The following is a 25960-nucleotide window of genomic DNA, read 5'->3' on the forward strand; positions in this document are numbered from 1 at the left end:
CCACCGAGGCGGAAAGCGACAGGGCGGAAAGCTAAAGGGACGGCCCGGCTGCCAGTGCCCTTTCGCGATCGACGATGAAGTCGCGGATAACCGGCACGTCGTCACGCTCATTCGACAGCAGCAGCTGGAACACCATGTTCGAGCCATTGAGGAAGCCGAGTTCCACCGCCACCAGATAGAACTCCCACATGCGGGCGAAGCGCTCGCCCATCATCGCCACCACCTCGGGGCGCTTCGCCTCGAAATTCAGGCGCCAGTGGCGGATGGTCCAGTAATAATGCAGTCGCAGGATCTCGCAGTCGGCGGTCCACAGGCCGACCCGCTCCAGCGAGGTGAACACTTCCGACATCGCCGGCACATAGCCGCCGGGGAAGATATATTTGCGGATGAACGGCGCCGTGGTGCCGGGCGGCGACATGCGGCCGATGGCGTGGATCATCGCGAAGCCGCCGGGCGCCAGCAGCCGCTTGATGGTGTTGAAATAGTCGTCGAAATGGTTGACGCCAACATGCTCCATCATGCCGACGGAGACGATGCGGTCGAAGCTGCCGGTCAGTTCGCGATAGTCGCGCTCGAAGAAGGTGATGCGGTCGGCCACCCCGGCCGCCTCGGCGCGCTTCTTCGATTCGGCGAGCTGCTCGGTGGCGACATTGATGGCGGTGACATGCACGCCAAGCTGGGCGAGATAGATGGCGAGCGCCCCCCAGCCGGAGCCGATCTCCGCCACCTTCATCCCCGGCTCCAGCTTCAGCTTGGCGGCGATGTGGCGCAGCTTGGCCTCCTGCGCCTCCTCCAGCGAGGCGTCGGGGGTGGGGAAATAGGCGCAGGAATAGATCATCCGTGAGTCCAGCCAGAGCCGGTAGAAATCGGGCGGATGGTCGTAATGGCTCTGGGCGTTGGAGGCGGCCTTGCCGAGCGGATTCGACTGGTGCCAGCGCTTGAGCGCCCGCCAGCTGCGGCGCATGGCCTGCTGCACCGGATGGGAGGCGAGGCCGCGCCGGTTGACCGAGAACAGCGAGAGGAAGTCGTAGACGGTCGAGCCATCCTCGAAGGTAAGCCGGCCATCCATATAGGCCTCGGCCGACACCAGCTCGGGATTGAAGAACAGCTCGCGGTCGAGCTTCTCGTCCTGCAGGCGGATCACCACGTCCGGGCCGTACTGGCCGTTGCCGAAGACGGTGCGCGTGCCGTTGGGCTCGATCACGGTCAGTCGGCCCTTGTGGATGAACCGCTTGAGGAGATGGGGTAGAAACCGCATGGAACGCTCCGCCTGCCCGGCAAGCCTCCGCCGGTTCGCCTGCGGGCATCGGGCATAAGGCCAGCTACGCTGTCAAGCGCGAGCGGCCGTTCGCATATGTATCCTGCTACCCCGCCGCCTCGCGCAGTGCCGGCGGACGGGGTGGCTCCTCGCCCCGCACCAGCTTGCGCACCTGGGGCGCCGCCACGATGGTGCCGCGATCAAAGAACGCCTCGTGGTTCTTTTCGATGTCCTCGGTGAGGTAGCGGTAGTTCACCATCAGCCCGAAGGCCTGCGCCATGCCGCGCGTCGAGAGGTCGCCGAACGGGTTGATGCGCTCCAGCCGCGCACCATTGCCGAGATGGAAGCGCGCCACCGGGTCGATGGGCTTGCCCTTGGCGGAGCGGGCGATGAGGAAATAATGCGCCGCCAGCGCCTCGATCACCGGGCGAAGCGCCTCCCTCGCCGCCCCGTCCGGTGCCTCGACGGCGGCGAAGGCGGCGAGCGCGCCCCGGTCGGCCGGGGTGAGCACGGCCGAGGCCGGATCGGCGATGAGCGCCTCCACCCAGGCGCGGAAGCCCGGCACGGGGGAGAGCGTCACGAACTCCTTCAGATTGGGAAGTTCGCGGGAGATTTCCGCCACCACCTGCTTGATCAGGAAATTGCCAAAGCTCACCCCACCCAGCCCGGTCTGGCAGTTGGAGATGGAATAGAACACGGCGGTGCGCGCGGCCTCCGGCGCCAGCGACGTGCGCGTGATGTCGAGAATGGGCGCGATGGCGGGCGGCGCCTCGCGGGTCAGCGCCACTTCCACGAAGATCAGCGGCTCATCCACCAGCGCCGGGTGGAAAAAGGCGTAGCAGCGCCGGTCCGGTGAATCGACGCGGGCGCGCAGGTCGTTCCAGTCGCGGATTTCGTGCACCGCCTCATAGCGAATGATTTTTTCCAGCACATTGGCGGGGGTCGACCAGTCGATCCGGCGCAGCACGAGAAACCCCCGATTGAACCAGGAAGCAAAGAGATGGGTGAAGTCGCGGTCGACCTCGGCCAGATCGCGGCGACGGCGGAGAAAGCCGAGCAGGTCGGCGCGCATCGCCACCAGCCGCGCCGTAGCGCCCGGGGCGAGGTTGAAGCGGCGGATCAGTTCCTGCCGGCGCGGCTCGCTGGCGGCGTGCAGTTCCGCCACGCTGCGCCCGCTCGGGGCAGCTTCATGGGCGGCCAGCGCCGCCTGCAACCGGGCGGCATCCGGGCCGAAGGCGGTGGCCAGCGTCTCGAAAAAGGCGATGCGCTCGCCCGTGCGCAGCCCGGCATAGGCGGACAGGATCTCCTGCGCCAGCGCGACGCCCGACGCCTCGCCCTGTCCCGACAGCAGCCGTTCGCACAGCTGCGCGACGCTCGCCGCCCGCGCCTCGCCGGCGGGACGGCGTTCCCGCCCGAGATCGAGCAGCGAGCGGCCACGCTCGGCAATGGTGCCGAGCAGGTCGCCGAAAAAGCTGGTTCCGCCGTCCATCCGGCCCTCATCATCGCGTGCGCTCACCGCGCCATCTGACCCTCGCCGGGCTTTGGGCGCAAGGCACGAGATGCCTGAACGGCACCCTAGGCCCCCGCCGCGCCCGGACACGTTTTCGCGTGCAGGCGGCTGCGGCCCTTTAAATGTCATGCCTCGGTGGGCATGTTCGGGACCAATGCTCACGGCCCTCCGCCTCACCCTCATCCTGTTCGTGCTTCTCTTCGCCCTGCCGCTCGGCGCCCATGCGCTGGTGCAGTGGCAGACGGCCGATTGGTCGCGCAGCTGGGGCACCGCCGACTGGTCGAGCACCGGCACGCTGCCGGCGGCCGACGCCCATCCCGAAGCCATGGTCCGCATCTATGCTGCCCGAGTCGGGCGTTGGCGCGGCATCTTCGCGGTGCACAGCTGGATCGTGTTCAAGGGGCCGGGCGCCGGTGCCTATGAGCGCTACGACAAGGTCGGCTGGGGCCGCCCGATCCGCCATAATGGCTACGCGCCGGACGGGCGCTGGTATGGCAACGACCCGGAAATCGTGTTCGAGGCCAGCGGCGAGGACGCCGAGCGGCTGATCCCGAAGCTGCGGGCGGCGATCGCCTCCTACCCCTATGGCGACGCCGGCGACTACAATGTTTGGCCGGGGCCGAACTCCAACAGCTTCGTCGCCCATGTCATCGGGCAGGTGCCGGAACTGGCCGTCACCCTTCCTCCCACCGCCATCGGCAAGGACTATCCCGTCGATGGCGGCTGGTTCGGGCTGGCCCCTTCTCGCACCGGGGTGCGGGTGTCGCTGGACGGCTATCTCGGCCTCACCGTGGCGTGGGTGGAAGGCATCGAGTTCAACCTGCTCGGCGCCGTCGCCGGGCTGGACCTGCGCCGGCCGGGGATCAAGCTGCCGGGCTTCGGGCGCATCGGCATCTGAATCCCGGGTATATGAATCTCGCGCGCGATGACGCGGAGGTGAAACGACCCGTTCATCTGCATGCGTCATGCTGGCCACGCGGCTGACCGCAGGGGGCGAAGATGATCGCAGGCATGTTCAGGCATTTGTGGCGCGGCGGCCTTGCGGCCCTGTGCCTGCTTCCATTAGCAGTGGCACCGGCGCTGGCGGCGCCCTGCGGCAACGATGCCGGCGGTTTTTCCACTTGGCTGCCGGCCTTCAAGCGCGAGGCGCAGGCGCAGGGCATTTCGCCGAGCGCACTGCGGGCACTCGACGGCGTGACCTACGATACTCAGGTTATCCGCCTCGACCGCAACCAGAAGCATTTCAAGATGAGCTTCGAGCAGTTCGCCGCCAACCGCATCAGCGCCGGTCGCATCGCCAAGGGCAAGCAGAAGCTCAAGCAATACGCCTCGACGCTGGCCCGCATCGAGCAGCGCTATGGCGTGCCGGGCGAGGTGGTGGTGGCGATCTGGGGGCTGGAGACCGACTACGGCACCAACCAGGGCAAGATGTCGATCATGCGCTCGCTCGCCACGCTGTCCTATGACTGCCGGCGCAGCGCTTTCTTCACCGCCCAGCTTCTCGACGCGCTGCGCATCTACCAGCACGGCGACCTCACCCTCGACGAAATGCGCGGCGCCTGGGCGGGCGAGATCGGCCAGACCCAGTTCCTCGCCTCGTCCTATGTGAAATTTGCCGTCGATTTCGACGGCAATGGCCGCGCCGACCTCGTGCGCAGCGCACCCGACGTGCTCGCCTCCACCGCCAATTACCTGCGCGGCCATGGCTGGCGCGCCGGCGCCGGCTGGGGACCGGGCGAGCCAAACTATCAGGCGCTGCTCGGCTGGAACAAGGCGGAGGTCTATGCCCGGACCATCGGCGTGTTCGCCAGCAAGCTGCGGCAGTAGGGCCAAAGGAACGTCATCCCGGCCTTAGGCAAAGCCGAAGAGCCGGGATCGCGGGAAAGCCAGACGGCGGACGATCCCGGCGCGTCGCTACGCGCCGTCCGCGATGACGGTGCGCGATGGGCACCACCGCCCATCAGCGAACAGCCCTTGCGCGGGATTTCGGCTTGCCGCGCGGGAAGGCGGGCGGCTTTATCGCACTCCCGTGACGACCCGCAGGTGCCTGCCGTGACCGCTGCCCCGACCGATTCCGCCGAAACGTATGACTACATCGTGGTCGGCGCCGGCTCGGCCGGCTGCGTGCTGGCGAACCGGCTGTCGGCCGATCCAAAAAATCGGGTACTGGTGCTTGAGGCCGGCGGGCGCGACAACTGGATCTGGTTCCACATCCCGGTCGGCTACCTCTTCGCCATCGGCAATCCCCGCGCCGACTGGTGCTTCAAGACCCAGGCCGAGGCGGGGCTGAACGGGCGGGTGCTGAACTATCCCCGTGGCAAGACCATTGGCGGCTCCTCCGCCATCAACGCCATGATCTACATGCGCGGCCAGGCCGCCGATTACGACCATTGGCGCCAGCTCGGCCTTGCCGGCTGGGGCTGGGATGACGTGCTGCCGGTGTTCAAGCGCCATGAGGACCATTATCTCGGCAGCGCCGAGTTCCATGGCGGGGGCGGCGAATGGCGGGTCGAGGCGCCGCGCCTCACCTGGAAGCTGCTGGACACGGTGCGCGAGGCGGCCCGGCAGGCGGGCATTGCCCCGACCCCCGATTTCAACGCCGGCGACAATGAGGGCTCGTCCTATTTCCAGGTGAACCAGAAACGCGGCCTGCGCTGGAGCGCGGCGCGCGGCTTCCTCAAGCCGGTGCTCTCACGGCCGAACCTGCGGCTGGAAACCGGCTGCCACACCGAGCGCGTGCTGATCGAGGACGGCCGGGCGACGGGCGTGGCCTACCGGCAGAACGGGGTAACGCGGATGGCCCGGGCGCGGGGCGAGGTGATTCTCGCCGCCGGCGCCATCGGCTCGCCGCACCTGCTGAAGCTCTCCGGCATCGGGCCGGGCGAGGAGTTGGCGCGCCATGGCATCGCGGTGACGCGGGAGCTTGCCGGCGTCGGCGCCAACCTTCAGGACCATCTGCAATTGCGCATGATCTACAAGGTTTCCGGTGTGCCGACGCTGAACGAGCAGTACCACTCGCTGTTCGGCCGGGCGAAGATGGGGCTGGACTTCGCCCTGTTCCAGCGCGGGCCGCTGACCATGGCGCCCTCGCAGCTCGGCATCTTCACCCGCTCGCGCGCCGGTGTGGAACATGCCGACCTCGAATTCCATGTCCAGCCGCTCTCGCTCGGCAAGTTCGGCGAGCCGCTGCACCGCTTCCCCGCCTTCACCATGAGCGTGTGCAATCTGCGCCCCACCAGCCGGGGCCAGGTGACGCTGGCCAGTGCCGACAGCACGGCGGCGCCGCTGATCCAGCCCCATTATCTCGCCACCGAGGAAGACCGCCGCGTCGCCGCCGACAGCCTGCGGGTCGGCCGGCGCATCGTCAGCCAGCCGGCGCTCGCGCCCTATTCGCCGGACGAATTCCTTCCGGGCAAGGGAATCGACGACAGCGAGGAGGCGCTGGCCCGCGCAGCCGGGGACATCGGCACCACCATCTTCCACCCGGTCGGCACGGCGAAGATGGGCCTTGCCTCCGACCCGACGGCGGTGGTCGACGCGCGGCTGCGGGTGCTCGGCATCAAGGGGCTGCGCGTGGCGGATGCCTCGATCATGCCGACCATCGTTTCGGGCAACACCAACTCGCCGACGATCATGATCGCCGAGAAGGCGGCGGGAATGATTTTGGAGGATGGGCGGGGGTAAGTCGCCCCATCGTCATCCCTGACGGCGGCAGGCTGATCCGGGATCGTGATGATGGGAGATCGATCCCGGCTCTAAGGCTTCGCCTTCGGCTGGGATGACGACCCGCAACAGGCCTCACGGCGCCAGCACCACCTGCCGGCAGGCCTCGGGCAAATCCTTCATCAGCATGGGCGGCTTGGGCTTGGGCGGCGTGGCGGGCGGCTTCGGGTTGAGGTTTCCCTCCGAGAACCACCAGTCGAGTTCGCTCCCGCAGCCCTCCCCCTGCACGACAGGGTCCTGCGGGCGGCAGTCCCGGGCGCCTGCGGGGCAGGAGAGCCGCACATGCATGTGGTAGTCGTGCCCCCAATAGGGCCGCACCTTCTGCAACCATGAGCGATCGCCTTTGGCGTCGCGGCACAGCGCCTTCTTGATGGCGGCGTTCACCAGCACCCGCTCGACCTCCGGGTCCTGCGCCGCCGTCCTGATCGCTGCGATGTGCGAGGGGGTCCACACCGCCGCATCCACGTCGCGCCGGTCCTTGCGCACCACCATGGTGGCGGAAACCTTCTCCCGCTCGTCGCGGGAGAATTCGCGCTTCGGCATGGGGGTCAGCCAGATGTCGGCGTCGAGGCCGATCTGGTGCGAGGCATGGCCGGTCAGCATCGGCCCGCCACGCGGCTGGGAGAGATCGCCCACCAAAATGCCCGGCCATTGCGAGACGGTGGGTACGGTGGCGGAGAAGCGTTCGAGAAAGGCGATGAGGTTGGGATGGCCCCAGTTGCGGTTGCGCGAGAGCCGCATCGCCTGCCAGGTCGCGCCGTTGACTGGCAGCGCCTGCGCCCCGGCGAGGCAGCCCTTGGAATAGAAGCCGATGGAACGGGCCGCCAGCGGCGCCGCCGCCTTTTGCTCGCCGAAAACCTGCTTGGCCGGCAAATTGCCCAGCCGGTCCGCACCCGCCGTCTGGGCCGAGGCCGCGCCTGCCAGCAGCGCCATCGTGCCGGCGAGGCCCGCCAGGCTCGGCCAGACCAAGCTCCACATCCGGCGCATCATCATCCGCTCCCTCAGCTGGTCGCCTGCGACAGGATAACGAAATCCTTGTCCGAGCGCGTGTCCGGCTTGGCGGAAAGCTCGGTGACGAACAGCGTCGAGCCGGGCACCAGCAGCTTGGCGAGTTGCTGGTTGGCGCTTGGCGCCACGGTGACGCGGTCGATGGCGCTGGCGGCCTTGCCGGCGCTCGCGCCGTAGCCCTCGAAGGAGAGCGCCGTCCACGACACCTCCCCGCCGATATTCTTCAGCACATATACGACATTGCCGATCGGCGTCTGCGGATCGCGGATCGTCACCGGCGAGGTGAAGGCCACGGCGCTATCCTTCAGCACGGTAAGCGCCATATCGGCCTGGCTGACGATCATCGTCACCGCGTCCAGCGCCGGGTCGGGCGCGGCGGCCTTGTCGGGCGTGCCGTTGGCGTTCTTCGGGTCGTCCTTCACGATCGCGGCGGTGGCGTCCGCCGGCAGCACGAGGCCGGGATGCAGCACGTCGACAGGGTCGGAGTGAGAATCCGCAATGATGACAGGCGTGCCGTAATGGGTGATGCCGAACAGCAGCTTGGAGAATTCCAGCGGCAGGTGCACGCAGCCATGCGAGGAGGGATAGCCCGGCAGCCCGCCCGCATGAAGCGCCACGCCCGACCAAGTCAGGCGCTCGGTATAGGGCATGGAGGCGTCGTTATAGATCGAGGAATGATGATCGACATCCTTCTGCAGGATGATGAACACGCCAGCCGGCGTCTCATGCCCGGCCTTGCCGGTGGACACCGTCGACACGCCGATCCGCACGCCGTTGCGGTAGACATAGCAGCGCTGGTCCGGCAGCGAGACGATGACCGCGACGAAGCCCTCCGGCGCCCGGTCGGGGTACCAGACATACTGGCCGGGCTTCAGCGCATCGACCTCGGTCGGCGCCGCCTGCTGGGCCTGCGCCGGCAGAAAGCCGCCCGCCGCCAGCGCCAAGGCGCCGCTGCCCACGCGCAGGAGCGTGCGGCGATCGGCGCGGAAACCGTTCGGCTGGTCCGACATGTGCTGATTCTCCCTCTCGTCCGTTGGCGCGACGATACCGGCCACGCTCCACCCGCGCATCTCCGGAATTCTGTAGCGTCGGTCCCGACGGCCGGGGACGCTATATCTTGGGGCAAGGGAACTGCCGCCGGCTAAAGACGTTGCCCTTGCGAGACTGTCAGCAATGGGAGGCCAACATGCAGACGACGCAACAGAATGTCGACGCGCGCGAAACCCGCACGTTGATCGGCAGCGACAAAGTGGAAGGCACGGCCGTCTACCGCCCGAATGGTGAGCGCATCGGCGGCATCGAGCGGGTCATGATCGACAAGCTGACCGGCCAGACCGCCTATGCGGTGATGAGCTTCGGCGGCTTCCTCGGCTTCGGCGAGGACTACTACCCCCTGCCGTGGTCGCTGCTTAAATATGACGAGACCCTCGACGGCTATGTCGTGGATCTCACCGAAGAGCAGCTGACCGGCGCCCCGCACCATGCCAGTTCCGACGACCGTTCATGGTCGGATCGCGACTGGGGCCGCAAGGTCGACGACTACTACCACGTCCCGCCCTACGTCATCTGACGCGGCGCGAGCGACGAGGCACGCGTAACCTGACGCCCGTAACCGGGCGCGAGGCATAAAGAAACGGTCGGGCGCGAGCCCGGCCGTTTTTTCGTGCGCCGAGGAGCGGCTCAGCTCGCCGCTTCCTGAGTGGTGTCGACGGTCTCGGCGCCGGGTGCGTTCTTTTTGATGGAGTCGATGGCGCTCATCGCCGACGCTTTCGCCTTGTAGCCTTCCGACGAGAACATTGCCTCGCCATTCGAGGCCCGGAAGCGGAATCGGAACTCGCCCGCCTTGTCCTTGTAGACTTCGAACTTGTAAGCCATTCGTCTACCTCCCCTGTGCAGGAGCGGCGATGTCAGCACGAAAGCGCCGTCTTGGATAGCGCGGGGCTTACTCGTCCACCTTCAGCGCGGCGATGAAGGCTTCCTGCGGAATCTCCACGCGGCCGAACTGGCGCATCTTCTTCTTGCCCTCCTTCTGCTTGTCCAGCAGCTTGCGCTTGCGCGAGATGTCGCCGCCATAGCACTTGGCGGTCACGTCCTTGCGCAGGGCCTTGATGGTTTCGCGGGCAATGATCTTGGCGCCGATGGAGGCCTGGATCGGGATCTGGAACAGATGCTGCGGGATCAGGTCCTTCAGCTTCTCGCACATCGCCCGGCCGCGATATTCCGCACGGGTGCGGTGCACCAGCATGGAGAGCGCGTCCACCGGCTCGGCATTGACGAGGATCGACATCTTGACGAGGTCGCCCGGCCGGTAATCGGTGATCTGGTAGTCGAAGGAGGCGTACCCCTTTGAGATCGACTTCAGCCGGTCGTAGAAGTCGAACACCACCTCGTTCAGCGGCAGGTCATAGGTGAGCATGGCGCGGGCGCCGACATAGGTCAGCTCGATCTGGCTGCCGCGCCGGTCCTGGCACAGCTTGATCACCGAGCCGAGATAGTCGTCCGGCGTCAGGATGGTGGCGCGGATCCACGGCTCGCGGATTTCCTTGATCTTGATCACATCCGGCATGTCGGCCGGGTTGTGCATGTCGACCACGCTGCCATCGTTCATCTCGATTTCGTAGATGACCGAGGGGGCGGTGGCGATGAGGTCGAGATTGAACTCGCGCTCCAGCCGTTCCTGGATGATCTCCAGATGCAGCAAGCCCAGAAACCCGCAGCGGAAGCCGAAGCCGAGCGCGGCGCTGGTCTCCATCTCGAAGGAGAAGCTGGCATCGTTGAGCCGCAGCTTGCCCATCGCCGCGCGCAGATCCTCGAAATCGGCGGCATCGACCGGGAACAGGCCGCAGAACACAACCGGCTGTGCCGGCTTGAAGCCCGGCAGCGCCTCGGCGGTGGGGCGCTTCTCGTCGGTGATGGTGTCGCCGACCCGGGTGTCCGCCACTTCCTTGATCGAGCCGGTGAGGAAGCCGATCTCGCCGGTGCCGAGTTCCGCCATCACGGTGAGCTTGGGGGTAAACACGCCGACGCGGTCCACCTCATAGACGGCGCCGGTCTGCATCATCTTGATGCGCTGGCCCTTCTTCATCGTCCCGTCGACGACGCGCACCAGCACGACGACGCCGAGATAGACGTCGTACCATGAGTCGACCAGCAGCGCCTTCAGCGGCGCCTCGCGGTCGCCCTGCGGCGGCGGCAGGCGGGTGACGATGGCCTCCAGCACATCGGGAATGCCGATGCCGGTCTTGGCCGAGATGAGAATGGCCTGCGAGGCATCAAGGCCGATCACGTCCTCGATCTGCGCCTTCACCTTTTCCGGCTCGGCGGCCGGCAGGTCCACCTTGTTGAGGACCGGCACGATCTCGTGATTATTGTCGATGGCCTGGTAGACATTGGCCAGCGTCTGCGCCTCGACGCCTTGGCTGGCGTCGACCACCAGCAGCGAGCCCTCGACGGCGGCGAGCGAGCGGTTCACCTCATAGGCGAAGTCGACATGGCCGGGCGTGTCGATGAGGTTGAGGACGTAGTCCTTGCCGTCCTTCGCCTTGTAGGACAGGCGGACGGTCTGCGCCTTGATGGTGATGCCGCGCTCGCGCTCGATATCCATGCTGTCGAGCACCTGCTCGGACATCTCGCGCTCCGACAGCCCGCCGGTGATCTGGATCAGGCGGTCGGCAAGGGTCGACTTTCCATGGTCGATATGGGCGACGATGGAAAAGTTGCGGATGTTGGCAATCGGCTCGGTGCTCATGCCGGGCGGGATAGCATTGGCGCCGTTACGCCACAAGGCGGCGCCTTGCATGCGGGCAGCCCTTCGACCACATTCGCGCGGCCTGTCGCCAAGGAGCCCCCATGCCTGAACTCAAGGTCGCCATCGTTCCCGTCACCCCGTTCCAGCAGAACTGCTCCATCGTCTGGGACGAGACCACCAAGCGGGGCGCGGTGATCGACCCGGGCGGCGACCTGCCCCGCATCCTCGCGGCGCTTGAGGAGTTGGAGGTCACGGCCGAGAAGATCGTGCTGACGCATGGTCATATCGACCACGCCGCCGGCGCGGCGGAACTGGCGGAAACGTTGAAGATTCCGGTCGAGGGCCCGCACCTCGGGGACAAATTCCTGCTCGACAATTTGCCCGCTGACGGCGAGCGCACCGGCATTCCCGGCCGCGCCGTCACCCCCGGCCGCTGGCTGGACGAGGGCGACGCGGTCGACATCGGCGGGGTTTCGTTCGAGGTGCTGCACGTTCCCGGCCACACGCCGGGCCATGTCGTGCTGGTCAGCCGCGAAAACAAACTCGCCATTGTCGGCGACACGCTGTTCCAGCGCTCGGTGGGACGCACCGATTTTCCCTATGGCGACGGGCCGCTGCTCATTAAGGGCATCAAGGGGAAGATTCTCCCCCTTGGCGACGCCTTCACCGTGCTGCCCGGCCATGGCAACGCCACCAATATCGCTCTGGAAAAGCGCACCAACCCGTTCCTGCGCTGAGCGGGGGCCGCTTGCCGCCGTCAGGACCGGGCTTGGCCCGGGGATGACGCGCCATCCGTCCATAATCGGGCCCGCCGCCACGAAACTGTTACTCGCGCTGACGCAAGGGAGCGTCGATGATGCCAGGGACGCCAGCCCGGAGCCTCGCCCATGCCGTGCCCCCTGCCGCGTATCGCCCCACTCTGGTTCCCCCTCTCTTCGCTCCCCCGACTCGGCTCCGCCCTTCTCCTCGGCCTCGCGGCGCTGCTCGGCGCCACCCCGGCCCTCGCGCAGGCGGAGCGCTGCCCGAAGCTGGTGGCGGAAAGTCCGTTTCTCAAACATCTGGCGCCCCGCGCCCTGCCCGCAGCCTATGTCGGCGCGCGCGAGGTGGGGCTGACCTATATCGGCCACTCCACCTTCCTGATCGAGACCGCCGGCGGCGTCACGGTGGCCACCGACTACAATGACTATATCCGCCCGGCCGTGGTGCCGCGCGTCGCCACGATGAACCGGGCGCACTCGACGCATTATTCGCTGAACCCCGATCCCGGCATCGAGCATGTGCTGAAGGGATGGCGCGACGACCGCGACCCTGTGCATTACGACCTCGACATCGGCGATCTCTGGGTCGGCAACCTCCAGACCAATATTCGCGACTGGCAGGGCGGCAGCATCCTCAACGGCAACTCGATCTTCGTGTTCCGCGCCGCCGATCTGTGCATCGCCCATCTCGGCCATCTGCACCACACGCTGACCCATGAAGACATCGGCGCGCTGGGCCGGCTCGACGTGGTGCTCGCCCCGGTCGATGGCAGCTACACGCTCGACGTCGACGGCATGATCGAGGTGCTGAAAGCGCTGGAAGCGCCCGTCATCATCCCGATGCACTATTTCAACGAAAGCACGCTCGACAATTTCCTCGCCCGCTTCGCCGGCCGCGACTACGCGATCGAGCGGCGCGAAAGTGCCGAGCTGGTGCTCTCGCGGCAAAACCTGCCAATGAAGCCCACCGTGATCGTGCTGCCGACGAGCCCTTGAAGGGCGAGCGTCATCCCGGCCGAAGCGACGCGCCGAGCCGGGATCGGTTGAAGGATTAAGCGCGGCGGGCGATCCCGGATCGGCCTCGCGGCCGTCCGGGATGACGACTAGTGCGCCGCCCCCGGCGCATAGGCCGAAGGGTCGACCAGTCCCGGCCGGCCGGGCAGGTCCAGCACCGAAACGCGGGGCGCGCCCTCGGCGATCACCCGCCCGCGCCGCACCACGAACAGCCTTGCGGCCTTGAGCCGGATCGCCTCGATCGGGTCAGCGGCCTGCAGCAGCACGAAATCGGCGTTGCACCCGGGCGCGAGGCCGTAGCCTTCCAGCCCCATGAGCTTGGCCGAATTGGCGGTGATCGCCTCGAAGCACCAGCCCATGGCCTCACGCGAGGTCATCTGCCCGACATGCAGCGCCATGTGCGCGACATCCAGCATGTCGCCCGAGCCGAGCGAGTACCAGGGGTCCATCACGCAGTCATGGCCGAAGGCGACATTGACCCCCGCCGCCCGCAGTTCGGGCACCCGCGTCATGCCGCGCCGCTTGGGATAGGTATCGTGGCGGCCCTGCAAGGTGATGTTGATGAGCGGGTTGGCGATGGCGTGCACGCCGGCCTCCACGATCAGCGGGATCAGCTTGGAGACATAGTAATTGTCCATCGAGTGCATGGAGGTGAGGTGCGAGCCGGTCACCCGGCCCTGCAGGCCCAGCCGCTGCGTCTCAAAGGCCAGCGCCTCGATATGGCGCGACAGCGGGTCGTCGCTCTCGTCGCAATGGATGTCGACGCGCAACCCGCGCGCGGCGGCGATCTCGCACAGCGCCTTCAGCGACGCCGCACCATCCGCCATGCTGCGCTCGAAATGCGGGATGCCGCCAACCACGTCGACGCCCATGTCGAGCGCCCGCGTGAGGTTCGCTTGCGCATTGGGGGAGCGGTAATACCCGTCCTGCGGGAAGGCGACGAGCTGAAGGTCGATATAGTCCTTCACCTTTTCCCGCACGTCGAGCAGCGCTTCCACCGCCAGCAGCCGGTCGTCGCAGATGTCGACATGGCTGCGGATGGCGAGCAGGCCCTGGCTCACCGCGAGGTCGCAATAGCGCAGCGCCCGCTCGATCACCGCCTCATGGGTCAGGATCGGCTTCAGTTCGCCCCACAGCGCGATACCCTCCAGCAGCGTGCCGGATTCGTTGAGACGCGGCAGGCCGAGCGAGAGCGTCGCGTCCATGTGGAAATGCGGGTCGATGAAGGGCGGCGCCACCAGCTTGCCGTCCGCCTCGATGACGCGCCCGGCCTCTAGCTCGATGCCCGGCTCGACGGCGAGAATGCGGCCACCCTCGCAGGCGATGTCCATTCCGCTGCGCCCGTCCGGCAGGCGCGCATTTTTCACCAGAAGTTCGACACTCATCGCGGATCCAGTCTCACCTTTGGCCCTTGAAATACGGCTTCATCAGCGCGCGGGGATAGTCCGCGCGGCGGGCGACCAGCACGAGCGCGGCAATGGAGAAGATATAGGGCAGCATCAGGAATATCTGGCTCGGCACCACGCCGCCGGCAATGGTCTGGATGCGCAGCTGGTAGGCATCGAGCGCGCCGAACAGCAGCGCCCCGAGCAGCGCCTTGCCCGGCCGCCACGAGGCGAAGACGGTGAGCGCGATGCACACCCAGCCGCGTCCGTTGATCATGCCGAAGTAGAAGGCGTTGAACGCGGAAAGCGTAAGGAACGCCCCGCCCAGCGCCATCAGCGCCGAACCCGCCATGACAGCGCCGATGCGCAGCGCCACGACCGACAGCCCCTGCGCCTCCACCGCTTCCGGGTTGTCGCCCACCGCGCGAAGCGCGAGGCCCAGCGGCGTGCGTCCCAGCACGAAAGCGAGAACCCCGACGCAGGCGAAGGCCAGCACGGTGAAGCCGGTCTGCTGGTCGAGGATCGGCCCGATGAACGGCAGGTCGCCCAGCAGCGGCACGTCGAGCGGCGCGAACGCCTCGATACGCGGCGGCGTCGCCACGTTCGGGAAAGCGACGCGGTAGCCGAAATACGCCACCGAGGTCGCCAGCAGCGTCACCCCGATGCCGGTGACATGTTGCGACAGGCCGAGCGGCACGGTCAGCACGCCATGGATCAGCCCGAACAGCGCCCCCACCAGCGCCGCCACCACCACCCCGCCCCACAGCGGCAGGCCGAGATAGACCGCCAGCCAGCCGGACATGGCGCCAGCAACGAAAATGCCCTCGATGCCGAGATTGAGCACCCCGGCCCGCTCGCACAGCAGCGCGCCGAGCACGCCGAAGATCAGCGGCGTGGCGATGCGGATGGTCGCCGCCCAGAAATTCGCCTGTGTGAGGATATCCAGCGCATCCCACATCAGGCGGCCCCCCGGCGCACGAGAACGATGCGGAAGCGGGTCAAAAGCCCGCCCACCAGCACGCTAAGCAGCGCGAAGGCGACCACGAGATCGGCGAGATAGTTCGACACGCCGATCGCCCGGCTCATCGAATCCGCCCCGACGAACACCCCCGCGACAAACAGCGCGGCGGGGATGACGCCGAGCGGCGAAAGGTTGGCCAGCGTCGCCACCACGATGCCGGCATAACCGAAGCCGGGCGAGAGGTCGGCGGTGAGGTAGCCCTTCAGCCCCGCCACCTCGCTTGCCCCGGCCAGCCCGGCAAGCCCGCCGGAGAGGAGGCCCACCAGCGCCATCGCCTTGCCCACCGGCAGCCCGGCATAGCGCGCCGCGCGGGCGTTCTCGCCCACCGCGCGGATGCGGAAGCCCCAGACGGTGCGGGTGATGAACACATGCAGGAGCACGGCGGCAAGGATGGCGAGGACCAGCCCCCCATGCAGCCGCCAGCCGGTCACCAGCTTGGGCAGCGTCGCCTCGTCCAGCACCGGCGCCGATTGCGGCCAGCCGAGCGCCATCTCGTCCTTCATCGGCCCTTCCAGCATCATCTGCACGAACAGCAGGACGATGAAGTTGAGCAGCAGCGTCACCACCACCTCGTCGGCGCCGAAGCGGATCTTGAACAGCACCGGCACCAGCAGCAGCACCGCGCCGGCCAGCGCCGCGCCGACCAGCACCAGCGGCATCAGCACATAAGGCGGCGCCTCGATCATCCCCGCGCCCAGCGCCACAGTGGCCAGCGCGCCGGCATAGAGCTGGCCCTCGGCGCCGATGTTCCACAGCTTCGCCCGAAAGGCGACGGCGGCGGCCAGCCCGGTGAAAATCAGCGGGGTCGCCCGCGTCAGCGTCTCCGCCAGCGCGAAGCCGTTGCCGGCCGCGCCCTGCGCCATCAACATGAACGCCGTGAAGACAGGCGCGCCGGTGAGCGCGAGGGGAATCGCGGTGAGCGCGAGCGCCACCACCCCGGCGCCGATGGAGACGGCGACGCTCAGCCAGACCGGCGTGCGCGCGCGGGGCACAAAGCGGATCATGCGCGCTCTCCCGCGTTAAGGCCCACCGAGCCGACCATCCGTCGAGGCTGGGCTTTGCCGGGCGCCTCGGGAGGACGGTTATCGACACGAACCACGTCCACCCAGGGCGCGAGCCCAGCGAGCCTTGAAGGATGCTCTAGGTAGCGCTCCATCACGCCGCCTCCCCTGCGCCGTGCCCGGCCATCATCAGCCCGACGGTGCGGACATCGAGCCCGGCGGCGTCCAGTGCCGGCGACAGATGTCCGGCATGGACCACGGCGATGCGGTCGGAGAGGGCGAAAAGCTCGTCGAGGTCCTCCGAGATCAGCAGCACCGCCGCCCCGCGCCCGCGCGCGGCGATCAGCCGGCGGTGGACGTCGCTGGTGGCGCCGATGTCGAGCCCGCGCGTCGGCTGGTGGGCCAGCACGAGGCGGGGCTCGCGCTCCAGCACTCGGGCCAGCACCACCTTCTGCATGTTGCCCCCCGACAGCGCGCGAATCGCCGCGTCCGGGCCGGGGCAGCGCACGTCATAGGCTTCAATCGCCGCCGCTGCGCGGGCACGGATGGCGGCGCGGCGGATCAACCCGGCCCGCTGGTTCGCGGGATCGGAAATGGTCTCCAGCACGAAATTCTCCGCCACGGTGAGCGCGCCGATGGTGCCGTCGCGGTGGCGGTCCTCCGGGATGCGGCCGACATGGGCGGCGACCCGCCCCGCCGGGTCGGCACCGGCAAGCCGCACGCCGTCGATCCTCGCCTCGCCGCTGCGCGCACCCGCGAGCCCGGCGACGAGCGCCGCCAGCGCCCCTTGCCCGTTGCCCGAGACGCCGGCAATGCCGACAATCTCGCCGGCCCGCACGTCGAGATCGGCATTCTCCAGCCGGTCACGCTGGCCCGGCTTTCCGACACTGACGCCCTTCAGGCTCAGCACCGGCGCTCCCGGAGTGGCGGGTGGGCGCTCGCGCGCCGGGACGGGCCGGCCGACCATCAGTTCGGCAAGCGTCGCCCGGTCCGCTCCCGCCGTGGGGCGGTCGGCCACCTTGGCGCCGCCGCGCAGCACCACCACGCGCCCGCACAGCGCCAGCACCTCGTGCAGCTTGTGGCTGATGAAGATGACCGCCAGCCCCCTCGCCGCCAGCGCCCGCACCGTGGCGGCGAGGCTGTCCGCCTCCTGCGGGGTCAGCACCGCGGTGGGCTCGTCGAGGATCAGCACCCGCACGTCGCGGTAGAGCGCCTTCAAGATTTCGATGCGCTGCTGCTCGCCCACCGAGAGCCGCGCCACCGGCACGTCGAGATCGACGGCAAGGCCGCTCTCCGCCATCAGCCGCGCGATCTTGGCCCGCGCCCCGCGCCCCCGTGGGCGCAGGCTCCACAGCGACTGGGTGCCGAGCACGATGTTCTCGAAGCCGGTGAGGTTTTCCGCCAGCGCGAAATGCTGGTGCACCATGCCGATGCCGGCCGCCAGCGCCGCCTGCGCCGAGCCGCCCGGCAGCGGCGCCATCCGCCCCTGCGCGTCGGCAATGGAGACGCTGCCCTCGTCGGCGATGTAATGGCCGAACAGGATGCTCATCAGCGTGGTCTTGCCAGCCCCGTTCTCGCCCAGCAGCGCGACGATCTCCCCGGCGCGCACGTCGAGGTCGATGTGGTCGTTCGCCGTCAGCGGCCCGAACCGCTTGGTGATGCCGGCGAGCGATAGGACGAGCGGGCGGGGGTCGGGGTGCATCTGTCTCTCGTCCACGGAAACGTCATCCCGGACGGCACGGCGCGGCGCGCCGGGACCGCCTGACGGCTCTTGCCTCTTCCCGCGATCCCGGACCGGCCGTGCGGCCGTCCGGGATGACATCAGTCCGGGCGCCTCACAGCGTCGATTTGGGCTCGCCATCATTGACGTTGACGCGGAAGAGACCGTCCTTGATCTCTTTCTCCTTCACCAGCACCATCTCGATCACCTCGGGCGGCACCAGCTTGGGGTCGAGCGGGGCGAGGCTCGCACCGCCTTCGGCCATGTAGCTGTAGGGGCCGTAATCGGCGGCGGCGAAGGTGCCGTCCATCACGCGCCCGATCGCCTTGTCGATGGTCGGCTCCATCTGCCACAGCGCCGAGGCGATGATCGTGCCGGGGTACTGGCTCGACGTGTCGATGACGTTGCCGATCGCCTTGACGCCACGCTCCTTGGCGGCATCGGAAACGCCGAAGCGCTCGGCGTAGAGCACGTCCGCGCCCTTGTCGATCTGGGCGAAGGCGGCTTCCTTGGCCTTGGGCGGGTCGTACCAGGAGTTGATGAAGGTGACGATGAACTTGACGTTCGGGTTCACCGACACCGCGCCTTCCATGAAGGCCTGCATCAGCCGGTTTACCTCGGGGATCGCGTAGCCGCCGACGAGGCCGATGACGTTCGACTTCGTCGCCTTGCCGGCCACCATGCCGGTGAGGAAGGAGGGCTCGTGGATGAAATTGTCGAACACCGAGAAGTTCGGCTTGGTCGGGCCGAAGGATGAGCCCATGAGATAGGCGGTCTGTGGGTAGTCGGCGGCGACCTTGCGGGCCGGCCGTTCCACCGCGAACACCTCGCCCACCACGAGGTCGGCGCCTTCTTCCGAGTACTGCCGCATCACCCGCTCATAATCGGTGTTTGCGACGTTCTCGGAGAATTTGTAGGTGATGTCGCCGCGCGCCTCGGCGGCCTTGAGCGCCTTGTGGATGCGCGACACCCATTGCTGCTCCACCGGCACGGTGTAGATGGCGGCCACCTTGATCGGCTTGGCCTTGCCGGCGGCGAAGGCCTCGCGGCCGGCCACGGTCAGGGCGAGCGCGCCCGCACCGAGGGCGAGCAACCGCCGCCGATCGAGCACGCCTGATGAGAAAAGCGGCAGGCTCCCAGACGACTTGCGCAGCATTTCCTGTTCTCCCCGAAAAAGCGCCGGCAGCCCACGCGCGCGGCACCGCGATGGCCCTCGCCTATGCGAGTGGCGTGCCATTTTCGAACTGACTGGTCCGAAAAGTCCCGGCTTCATTGTACCCTGTCCCCAGCCCTGTCCCTATTTGCTCTCATGCCAAGCCTGCGCGAGATAGCGGCGAATGAGGGGCGACATCCCCTCCGCGAGATCCTGCGGGCCGCGCACCACCCGCACCTCGTCGAATTCCGGCCGGCGCTCCCCCGCGCCGAAGCGGCGGATACGTTCGGCGAGCGCGCCCGCCTCCTCGCCGGCGCGCACCTCGCGCAGCAGCGCCACCCGGCGCGCATCGTGCAGCGCGGTCCAGCCCGGCGCGAGGGTGAGTTCGTGAGCGGCGAGGCCCGTCTCCTCGGCGATTTCGCGCAGCACGCTGCCTTCGAGATCGACCGTTCCGTCCGGTGTGATGTCGGACAGGTCGGGCGTTCCGGCGGCGAAATAGATGCGGCCGGCATTGGCGGTCCACGCCGCCATGCGGATCATGACGAAGCCGCCATCGGCCCCGCGCAGCGCGCCCATGGCAAAGCCGGCGCGCAGGCGCGGGTGCGCTCTCTCACCCCCCAGCAGCCACAGTAGCGCCGCATAGTCGGCCTCGCCGAAATGGGCGACCAGCCGGCGGCCCTCGAACCGATGCCCGACGAGAAGCAGCACGCGCCCGTTCCACAGCGCGGGATTGGCCGCTTTTCGGGCGGCGAAATAGGCGTCGATCGCCGCCCGCTCCCCGGACGAGAAAACGAGCGCATCGGGCGCCAGCCGTGCCTCGACATGGTCGAGCACGGTGAGACCAAGCACCGGCTCGGCCACCGGCCTCACCCGCCCGCCGGGCGCCCGGACATGCTGTCGAACAGGGCGTCAGACATGGAGCACGCCTTCCGAGACGATAACCGCGCCGCCGCCGATTGTGACGGCGGTCAGCGCGCCGGCCTCCACCTGGAGGCCGAGGCGCACCAGGCTGGGCCGGCCCATCTCCACGCCCTGCAGAATGTCATAGGCGTGGAAACCGTCGCCCGGCTGCTCGCCGGCCAGCAGCGCCGCCGCCAGCGAAGCGGCGGCCGAGCCGGTCGCCGGGTCCTCGTCGATGCCCATATTGGCGGCGAACATGCGGGCGCGGAAATCGCCTTCGCCATCCTCGTCGCGGCAGAACACATAGACGGAATCGGCACCGCCGCCGAAGGTGGAGATCAGCCGCGCCGCGCTCGGGCTGATGCGCGCCAGCGCCGAGCGCGAGGCCAGCGGCACGCAGACGAAGGGCACGCCGGCCGAGGCGATCACCGGGCCATAGCCGTCGAAGCCGATATCGGACGTGTCGAGGCCGAGCGCCTGCGCGCAGGCCTCCCGGCTCATCGGGGCGGCGTCGAGAATTTCCGGGATGCGCGGCACGGTGAAGGTGGCGCTGCCGGAACGCTCCCCCTTGACCGAGACATGACACGCCACCGGCCCGACATTCTCCTCCAGCACGAAATCGTCGGTGGTGGTCACGCCGTCGCGCAATGCGAGCAACACCGCCGCACCCACCGTCGGGTGCCCGGCGAAGGGCAGTTCGTGGCCGGTCGTGAAGATGCGCAGCCGCGCCCGGTTTTCCTCTTCCTGCGGCGGCAGCACGAACACCGTCTCCGAGAGGTTGAACTCGCGGGTGATGGCCTGCATGTGGTTGCCGTCGAGCCCCTCCGTATCGAGCACGACGGCCAGCGGGTTGCCGGACAGCGTCCGGTCGGTGAAGACGTCGAGCACAACGAAGCGGCGGGCCATGGGGTCAGATCTTCTCCGGCGTGAAGAGGCGGGACGGGGTCACGAATTCATCCTGGGCGGCGACGGTGAGGATCTCGCGCGATCCAGCCGCCGCCGTGCGGGCGAGCAGGCCATAGGCGGAAGATGCCGCCTTGGAGAGCGCCTCGGCGGTGGAGTGGCTGGCCTTCCAATGGACGAAGAACAGCGCCGCGATGGCGTCGCCCGCCCCGTTCACCGAAATGTCGAGCTTGGGCGTGCGCAGGCGAAAGCGTCCATCCGGCCCGGAGGCCATCAGGTCGATCGAATCGTCCGGCGTGTCCTCGGTGTGCAGGCTCGTCACCATGATGACGCGCGGCCCGGTGGCGTGCACCGCGTCGCAGGCGGCAATCGCCCCGGCCAGCGTCGAGGAGGAGCGGCCGGAGAGATAATCCAGCTCGAACTGGTTCGGGGTGATGAGGTCCGCCGCCGGCACCGCGCGCTCGCGCATGAATTCGGGAATGCCCGGCCGCACGAACACGCCGCGCCCGACATCGCCGATAACGGGGTCGCAGCAATAATGCGCCTCGGCATTGGCGGCCTTCACCCGGCCCACCGTGTCGAGAATGGCGTCGCCGATCTCCGCAGCGCCCATATAGCCCGACAGCACGCCGTCGCAGCGCGGCAGCACGTTGCGGTCCTCCAGCCCTCCGACCAGCTCGCGGATCAGCTCGGCGCCGAACACCTCGCCACGCCAGGCGCCATAGCCGGTGTGGTTGGAGAACTGCACCGTGTGCAGGCCCCACACCTCGTGCCCCAGCCGCTGCATGGGAAACATGGCGGAGGCATTCCCCACATGCCCATAGGCCACCCAGGACTGGATCGACAGAATATTCATGCGTGTGCGCCCCGACCGTTTGCAGACGATCCGCGCTTAGCGCCCTAAACGCAAGCGCTCAAACGAAATTCCGCGCGGTTCCCATAAGCGGAATCGATGGAGGGCAAGCGGGCGCGCGCCTGCGCTCTCACGGCGAACGCTGTGACTTCGCGGCGCACAGGAGCGTCCCCCCAGCGGCAGACTCCCGCATCGAGCGGTGCCGGCCGTGTCAGATATCGCGTTCCACCAGCCCGCAACGCCACCGCGTCACCCGCCAGGCGGGGTGCTGGGTGGCCCATTCGGTCATGGCGGCTGTGCATTCGAGGGGCAGCGCAGTGCGGGCCTGCGTCGCAACGCGCTCCTCGCGGCAGGCGCCCGGGTTGGCGAGAAGGCAGATGGTGAGAATGAGATGGCTCATGTCCGGCCCCCCATCTTCGGGCTTCCGAAGTTGGCATGGCCCGGATCGGGATTTTCCGCGTCGGGCCCTCGCGGAGGGTGGCTTCCCGAATGGGCGCTTCCCATGCCCCTCATCTCGTCGGTCTCGGCGACACGCGGCCAGTGATAGACGCCGGCGGACGGGTCGTGAGCCTTGAGCAGGATGGCGTGGAGATTGCCCCAATAGCTGGGACGCGGCGAGGTCATCAGCTTGCGGGCGAGGTCGGCGGAGCAGTTGAGAACGATCGGCATCGGCGCAAATCCCTCAAAAGGTCGATACGCCAAAGTTTATTGCATACTGCATGCCAGTCTTTTCGCATCAGCAGCTTATTGGTCGCTTCCGCAAGGTCAGTCAGGATCTTCAGGCGGAAAGTGCCGGCTGGCACCCCGCCCGCCGGCGGGGCGTGCACGCTCGATAAAAACGGCCCGCGCGGCGGGCGATACGGGGCGACCGACGAGGCCCCCTGCAATCACCCCCTTGCCCGCCGCCCTGCCGCGTGCGAGAGGCTTGAACCCATGACAGAGATGCTTTCCGCCGCTGCCCTCGCCCAGGCCGTCCATGCCGGACGCCTCTCCCCGGTCGATGTCGCCGAACGCTGCGCCGAGGCGATCCGCGCCCATGAGGACGAGGTGCGAGCCTTTGCCAGCCTCGATCTCGACGCGCTGGTGGAGGCCTCCGCCGCACCCGGCCTCGCCGCGACGCCGCTCGCCGGCCTGCCGGTCGGGGTGAAGGACATTCTCGACACGGTGGACTTGCCCACCGAGCGCGGCTCGAAGCTTTTCGCCGGCCATCGCCCGACCACGGATGCCGCCATCGTGCGGATGGCGGCGCGCGCCGGCGGGCTCATCGCCGGCAAGCTGGTGACGACCGAATTCGCCTTCATGCAGCCAAGCGGCACGCGCAACCCGCGTCGCCTCACCCATTCGCCGGGCGGCTCCTCGGCCGGTTCGGCGGCGGCGGTGGCGGCCGGCATGCTGCCGGTGACGCTCGGCACCCAGACCGGCGGGTCGATCATCCGCCCCGCCTCCTTCTGCGGCGTGACCGGCTACAAGCCCTCCTTCAAGCTGCTTCCCGTCCTGGGGCTGAAGCCCTTCGCCTGGTCGCTCGACACGATCGGCCTGTTCGGCGCCCATGTCGCGGATGTCGCCTTTGCCGCCGGGGCGCTGACCGGGCGTGACTTCGCGCTCACCGACGACATGCCGACCCCGCGCATCGCCGTGGTGAAGACGGCGCGCGCCCATCTGGCCACCGACGATGCCCATGCCGCACTCGACGGGGCCGCCCGCGCCGCTGAAAAGGCCGGGGCCAGCGTCTCGACCCTCGACCTGCCGGACGTCATCGAGGCGGCCGACGAGGCCCACGGCGTGGTGCAGGGCTACGAGGCCAACCTCGCCTTTGCCGACGAATGGGACCGCCACCGCGCCGCCCTGTCGACGACGCTGGGGACGTATCTGGAAGGCGTCGCCGCCATCACCCCGGAACAGTACGACGCCGCGCGGCGCACCGCCCGGCGCGCCCGCCACGCACTGAGCGACCTGTATGGCGATTATGACGTGCTGCTCACCTTCTCGGTGGGCGGCGAAGCGCCGGAAGGCTTCGCCAGCACCGGCTCCCCGGCATTCAACCGCCTGTGGACGCTGACCGGCGGCCCGTGCCTCAACCTCACCGGCATGACCGGCGCCACCGGCATGCCCATCGGCGTCCAACTTGTAGGCCGCTTCGGTCGCGACCGGGAATTGATGCAGATCGGGCGCTTCCTGGAGCGGGCGATCTGCGCCTCTTGAGGCGCACGCGGCGCACCAAGCACCTGCCCGCGGACCTGAATTTAATCGCGGTCGCGTCGCGAAAAACGGTTTGTTAAGGACGCTGGAAGACGGAATGTTAAGTACGCAAAGTTAGGTTGGCCTCCTTCCATTTTCCCTCGGGGGCGTAACTCATGCGTATCAAATCTCTTCTTCTCGGCACCATCGCCGGCGCGGCCCTGGCCGTTCCCGCCTTCGCGGCCGATATGGCCTACCCGGTCAAGGCAGCGCCGATCGCCTATGTCCCGGTCTTCACCTGGACCGGCCTCTATATCGGCGGCAACGTCGGCTATGGCTGGGGCGAAGGCTCCGCGCCGTGGAACAACTACCTCGCCTACTACTATAGCGGGTGGGATTCGGCGGCGGCTTCCGGCGGTTCCGATCCGTCCGGCTGGTCCGGCGGCGTGCAGATCGGCTATAACTTCCAGCTCGAAAACAACGTCGTCCTCGGCGCGGAAGCCGACTTCAATTTCGGCGCCATGGAAGACACGCTGAACTACACCGCCATCGACATTGGTGACCCGACGCTGCAGGAATTCGGCTCGATCGACACCAAGATCGAGGCCTTCGGCACCGTGCGCGCCCGTCTCGGCTACGCCATGGACCGCTTCCTTCCCTACATCACCGGCGGTCTCGCCTGGGGCAATGTGAAGGTGAGCGAGAGCTGGACCTCCTATGCCGACGGCACAATTGACGGCTTCGGCGGCGCCTCGCGCAGCGAGACCCTGTGGGGCTGGACGCTGGGCGGCGGCATCGAATACGCCGTGACCGACAACTGGACCGTCAAGGCCGAGTACCTCTATGCCGATCTCGGCGACATCAACTGGGATGGCGCGGCCAACACCAAGATCGACATGACCATGCAGACCATCAAGGCCGGCGTGAACTACAAGTTCTGATCACGGCAGCTCTGCCTTTCGCGGAAAGCCCCGGACGGAAACGTCCGGGGCTTTTTCGCGTGGGAGCCCTGCTCCCTCAGTCGACCCCGAGCAGTGAGGCGGCCGCGCTCCAGACCGCATCCTTGACCCCCACGGCGGGCGGCGAGGCGACGATGGTAGGCGGATCGGGATTTTTGGCGCCATTCGTGGTGAGCTTGGCGAAGCCGACCTCGCCATTGGTGTAATAGCGATCGCCACCGCCATTGCGCCCGAACAGGGTCGGGCCAAGGCCCGTCACCTGATAGACCGCGCGCACCATGCCGGCGGCCTTGAGGTCGTCGATCAACAGGTCGCGTGCCGCATCGACATTGGGGCCGATGTGATGGGTGACGGCGCCGGTATAGTGGCTGAGGCCGACGCCCCGGTCATAGGTGGCCGAGCCCAGCCAGACCGGCCCGCCATCCTTGCCACTGTCCATCACCTTCCAGAAGCGCACATGGTCGCGCTTGTCGGCGCTGCGGCCGATTTCCTTCTCGAAGGCGAGGTCTTCCACGCGCCCGTCATAATAGAGCGGGCTGACCGGCGCCTGCGGGTCGGGCTTGCGCAGCAGAACCGAGCCGATGATGGCAAGGCTCGTTTTCAGCGTGACGGGATTGGCCGGCATCCAGCCGGCCGCGTTCATCGCCTGCAGGATATCCTGCTCGGTGCCGACCAACCCGACATTGATCGGGTCGCCGGGAATGCCCTGCTTGGTCTGCGTCACCATCGGCATGCGCTTGATGCCAGGCTGGTGCTCGTGATGCGTCCACAGGCGCGGCAGCATCACATAGGCGAGCGCGGCCCAGATGAGAAAGGCGACCAGCGCCCAGAGCAGAACCCGGCGCGTGTCGTCGTCGATCGCGGCCAT

Annotated in this window: 25 protein-coding genes; 8 read left to right on the forward strand and 17 right to left on the reverse strand. The window is 67.9% G+C overall.

Features of this window, described 5'->3' with window-relative positions:
- Positions 1–31: 31 nt before the first annotated feature.
- On the reverse strand, positions 32–1258 hold the full coding sequence (locus EV667_RS13705; protein ID WP_131835872.1) for an SAM-dependent methyltransferase: 1227 nt from the start codon (positions 1256–1258) through the stop codon (positions 32–34).
- Positions 1259–1364: 106 nt separating this feature from the next.
- Complete coding sequence (locus EV667_RS13710; protein WP_131836349.1) at positions 1365–2747, reverse strand: malonyl-CoA decarboxylase; 1383 nt, start codon at positions 2745–2747, stop codon at positions 1365–1367.
- 175 nt (positions 2748–2922) lie between these two features.
- Between EV667_RS13710 and EV667_RS13715 the strand changes: the two genes are divergently transcribed.
- The 3 genes from EV667_RS13715 to EV667_RS13725 all read left to right on the forward strand — a co-directional run bounded on the left by EV667_RS13715 (position 2923) and on the right by EV667_RS13725 (position 6452).
- Positions 2923–3666 carry a DUF3750 domain-containing protein gene (locus tag EV667_RS13715; RefSeq protein WP_131835873.1) on the forward strand — a complete coding sequence of 248 codons (744 nt, stop codon included), beginning with the start codon at positions 2923–2925 and terminating at the stop codon, positions 3664–3666.
- A 101-nt stretch (positions 3667–3767) separates the two neighbouring features.
- Positions 3768–4595, forward strand: a complete 828-nt coding sequence (locus tag EV667_RS13720) for a lytic murein transglycosylase (protein ID WP_131835874.1) — start codon at positions 3768–3770, stop codon at positions 4593–4595.
- A gap of 216 nt (positions 4596–4811) precedes the next feature.
- A complete protein-coding gene (locus EV667_RS13725) occupies positions 4812–6452 on the forward strand; it encodes a GMC family oxidoreductase (RefSeq protein WP_131835875.1) in 1641 nt (546 codons plus the stop codon).
- A 114-nt stretch (positions 6453–6566) separates the two neighbouring features.
- On the opposite strand, the gene mepA is transcribed toward EV667_RS13725, so the two are convergent.
- Entirely contained in the window at positions 6567–7478 is a 912-nt protein-coding gene (gene mepA / locus EV667_RS13730) for a penicillin-insensitive murein endopeptidase (RefSeq protein ID WP_425359039.1), read from the reverse strand.
- 14 nt (positions 7479–7492) lie between these two features.
- Positions 7493–8509, reverse strand: a complete 1017-nt coding sequence (locus EV667_RS13735; protein ID WP_131835876.1) for a L,D-transpeptidase — start codon at positions 8507–8509, stop codon at positions 7493–7495.
- 176 nt (positions 8510–8685) lie between these two features.
- Between EV667_RS13735 and EV667_RS13740 the strand changes: the two genes are divergently transcribed.
- Positions 8686–9069, forward strand: coding sequence for a PRC-barrel domain-containing protein (locus EV667_RS13740; RefSeq protein WP_131835877.1), 384 nt, complete (start codon positions 8686–8688; stop codon positions 9067–9069).
- 110 nt (positions 9070–9179) lie between these two features.
- Here EV667_RS13740 and EV667_RS13745 read toward each other — a convergent pair whose 3' ends face one another.
- Together EV667_RS13745 and lepA are read right to left on the reverse strand one after the other, a co-directional pair.
- A complete protein-coding gene (locus EV667_RS13745; RefSeq protein ID WP_131835878.1) occupies positions 9180–9374 on the reverse strand; it encodes a YegP family protein in 195 nt (64 codons plus the stop codon).
- A 67-nt stretch (positions 9375–9441) separates the two neighbouring features.
- Positions 9442–11247 carry a translation elongation factor 4 gene (lepA, locus tag EV667_RS13750; protein WP_165901627.1) on the reverse strand — a complete coding sequence of 602 codons (1806 nt, stop codon included), beginning with the start codon at positions 11245–11247 and terminating at the stop codon, positions 9442–9444.
- 101 nt (positions 11248–11348) lie between these two features.
- On the opposite strand from lepA, the gene EV667_RS13755 reads away from it, so the two are divergent.
- Entirely contained in the window at positions 11349–11984 is a 636-nt protein-coding gene (locus EV667_RS13755) for an MBL fold metallo-hydrolase (protein WP_131835880.1), read from the forward strand.
- Between the two features lie 150 nt (positions 11985–12134).
- Positions 12135–13001 (forward strand): MBL fold metallo-hydrolase, encoded by an 867-nt coding sequence (locus EV667_RS13760; RefSeq protein WP_131835881.1) that lies wholly within the window; start codon positions 12135–12137, stop codon positions 12999–13001.
- A 107-nt stretch (positions 13002–13108) separates the two neighbouring features.
- Here EV667_RS13760 and EV667_RS13765 read toward each other — a convergent pair whose 3' ends face one another.
- The 10 genes from EV667_RS13765 to EV667_RS13810 form a co-directional block, all read right to left on the reverse strand.
- Positions 13109–14404: an amidohydrolase family protein gene (locus EV667_RS13765; protein WP_131835882.1), complete on the reverse strand. Its 1296-nt coding sequence runs from the start codon at positions 14402–14404 to the stop codon at positions 13109–13111.
- A gap of 13 nt (positions 14405–14417) precedes the next feature.
- A complete protein-coding gene (locus tag EV667_RS13770) occupies positions 14418–15362 on the reverse strand; it encodes an ABC transporter permease (protein WP_131835883.1) in 945 nt (314 codons plus the stop codon).
- A complete protein-coding gene (locus EV667_RS13775) occupies positions 15362–16429 on the reverse strand; it encodes an ABC transporter permease (protein ID WP_131835884.1) in 1068 nt (355 codons plus the stop codon). The genes EV667_RS13770 and EV667_RS13775 overlap by 1 nt, the downstream gene beginning before the upstream one ends.
- Positions 16430–16580: 151 nt before the next feature.
- Positions 16581–18128: an ABC transporter ATP-binding protein gene (locus EV667_RS13780; protein ID WP_131835885.1), complete on the reverse strand. Its 1548-nt coding sequence runs from the start codon at positions 18126–18128 to the stop codon at positions 16581–16583.
- Between the two features lie 133 nt (positions 18129–18261).
- The gene (locus EV667_RS13785) at positions 18262–19302 is read right to left on the reverse strand and encodes a BMP family protein (protein WP_131835886.1); all 1041 of its coding nucleotides are present in this window, start codon (positions 19300–19302) and stop codon (positions 18262–18264) included.
- Positions 19303–19443: 141 nt separating this feature from the next.
- Entirely contained in the window at positions 19444–20160 is a 717-nt protein-coding gene (locus tag EV667_RS13790) for an NUDIX hydrolase (RefSeq protein WP_131835887.1), read from the reverse strand.
- Between the two features lie 48 nt (positions 20161–20208).
- Positions 20209–21105, reverse strand: a complete 897-nt coding sequence (locus EV667_RS13795) for a PhzF family phenazine biosynthesis protein (protein WP_131835888.1) — start codon at positions 21103–21105, stop codon at positions 20209–20211.
- Between the two features lie 4 nt (positions 21106–21109).
- A complete protein-coding gene (pdxY, locus tag EV667_RS13800) occupies positions 21110–21958 on the reverse strand; it encodes a pyridoxal kinase PdxY (RefSeq protein WP_131835889.1) in 849 nt (282 codons plus the stop codon).
- Positions 21959–22166: 208 nt separating this feature from the next.
- Positions 22167–22355: a hypothetical protein gene (locus EV667_RS13805; RefSeq protein WP_131835890.1), complete on the reverse strand. Its 189-nt coding sequence runs from the start codon at positions 22353–22355 to the stop codon at positions 22167–22169.
- Positions 22352–22624 (reverse strand): hypothetical protein, encoded by a 273-nt coding sequence (locus EV667_RS13810; RefSeq protein ID WP_131835891.1) that lies wholly within the window; start codon positions 22622–22624, stop codon positions 22352–22354. Before EV667_RS13810 ends, EV667_RS13805 begins: the two co-directional genes overlap by 4 nt.
- Before the next feature lie 264 nt (positions 22625–22888).
- Here EV667_RS13810 and EV667_RS13815 point away from each other — a divergent pair, with 264 nt between their 5' ends.
- On the forward strand, positions 22889–24157 hold the full coding sequence (locus EV667_RS13815; RefSeq protein WP_131835892.1) for an amidase: 1269 nt from the start codon (positions 22889–22891) through the stop codon (positions 24155–24157).
- A 152-nt stretch (positions 24158–24309) separates the two neighbouring features.
- On the forward strand, positions 24310–25074 hold the full coding sequence (locus tag EV667_RS13820) for an outer membrane protein (RefSeq protein WP_131835893.1): 765 nt from the start codon (positions 24310–24312) through the stop codon (positions 25072–25074).
- Positions 25075–25150: 76 nt separating this feature from the next.
- On the opposite strand, the gene EV667_RS13825 is transcribed toward EV667_RS13820, so the two are convergent.
- Complete coding sequence (locus EV667_RS13825; RefSeq protein ID WP_131835894.1) at positions 25151–25960, reverse strand: LssY C-terminal domain-containing protein; 810 nt, start codon at positions 25958–25960, stop codon at positions 25151–25153.

It is taken from the genome of Ancylobacter aquaticus (assembly GCF_004339465.1).
GTDB classification, from domain to species: domain Bacteria; phylum Pseudomonadota; class Alphaproteobacteria; order Rhizobiales; family Xanthobacteraceae; genus Ancylobacter; species Ancylobacter aquaticus.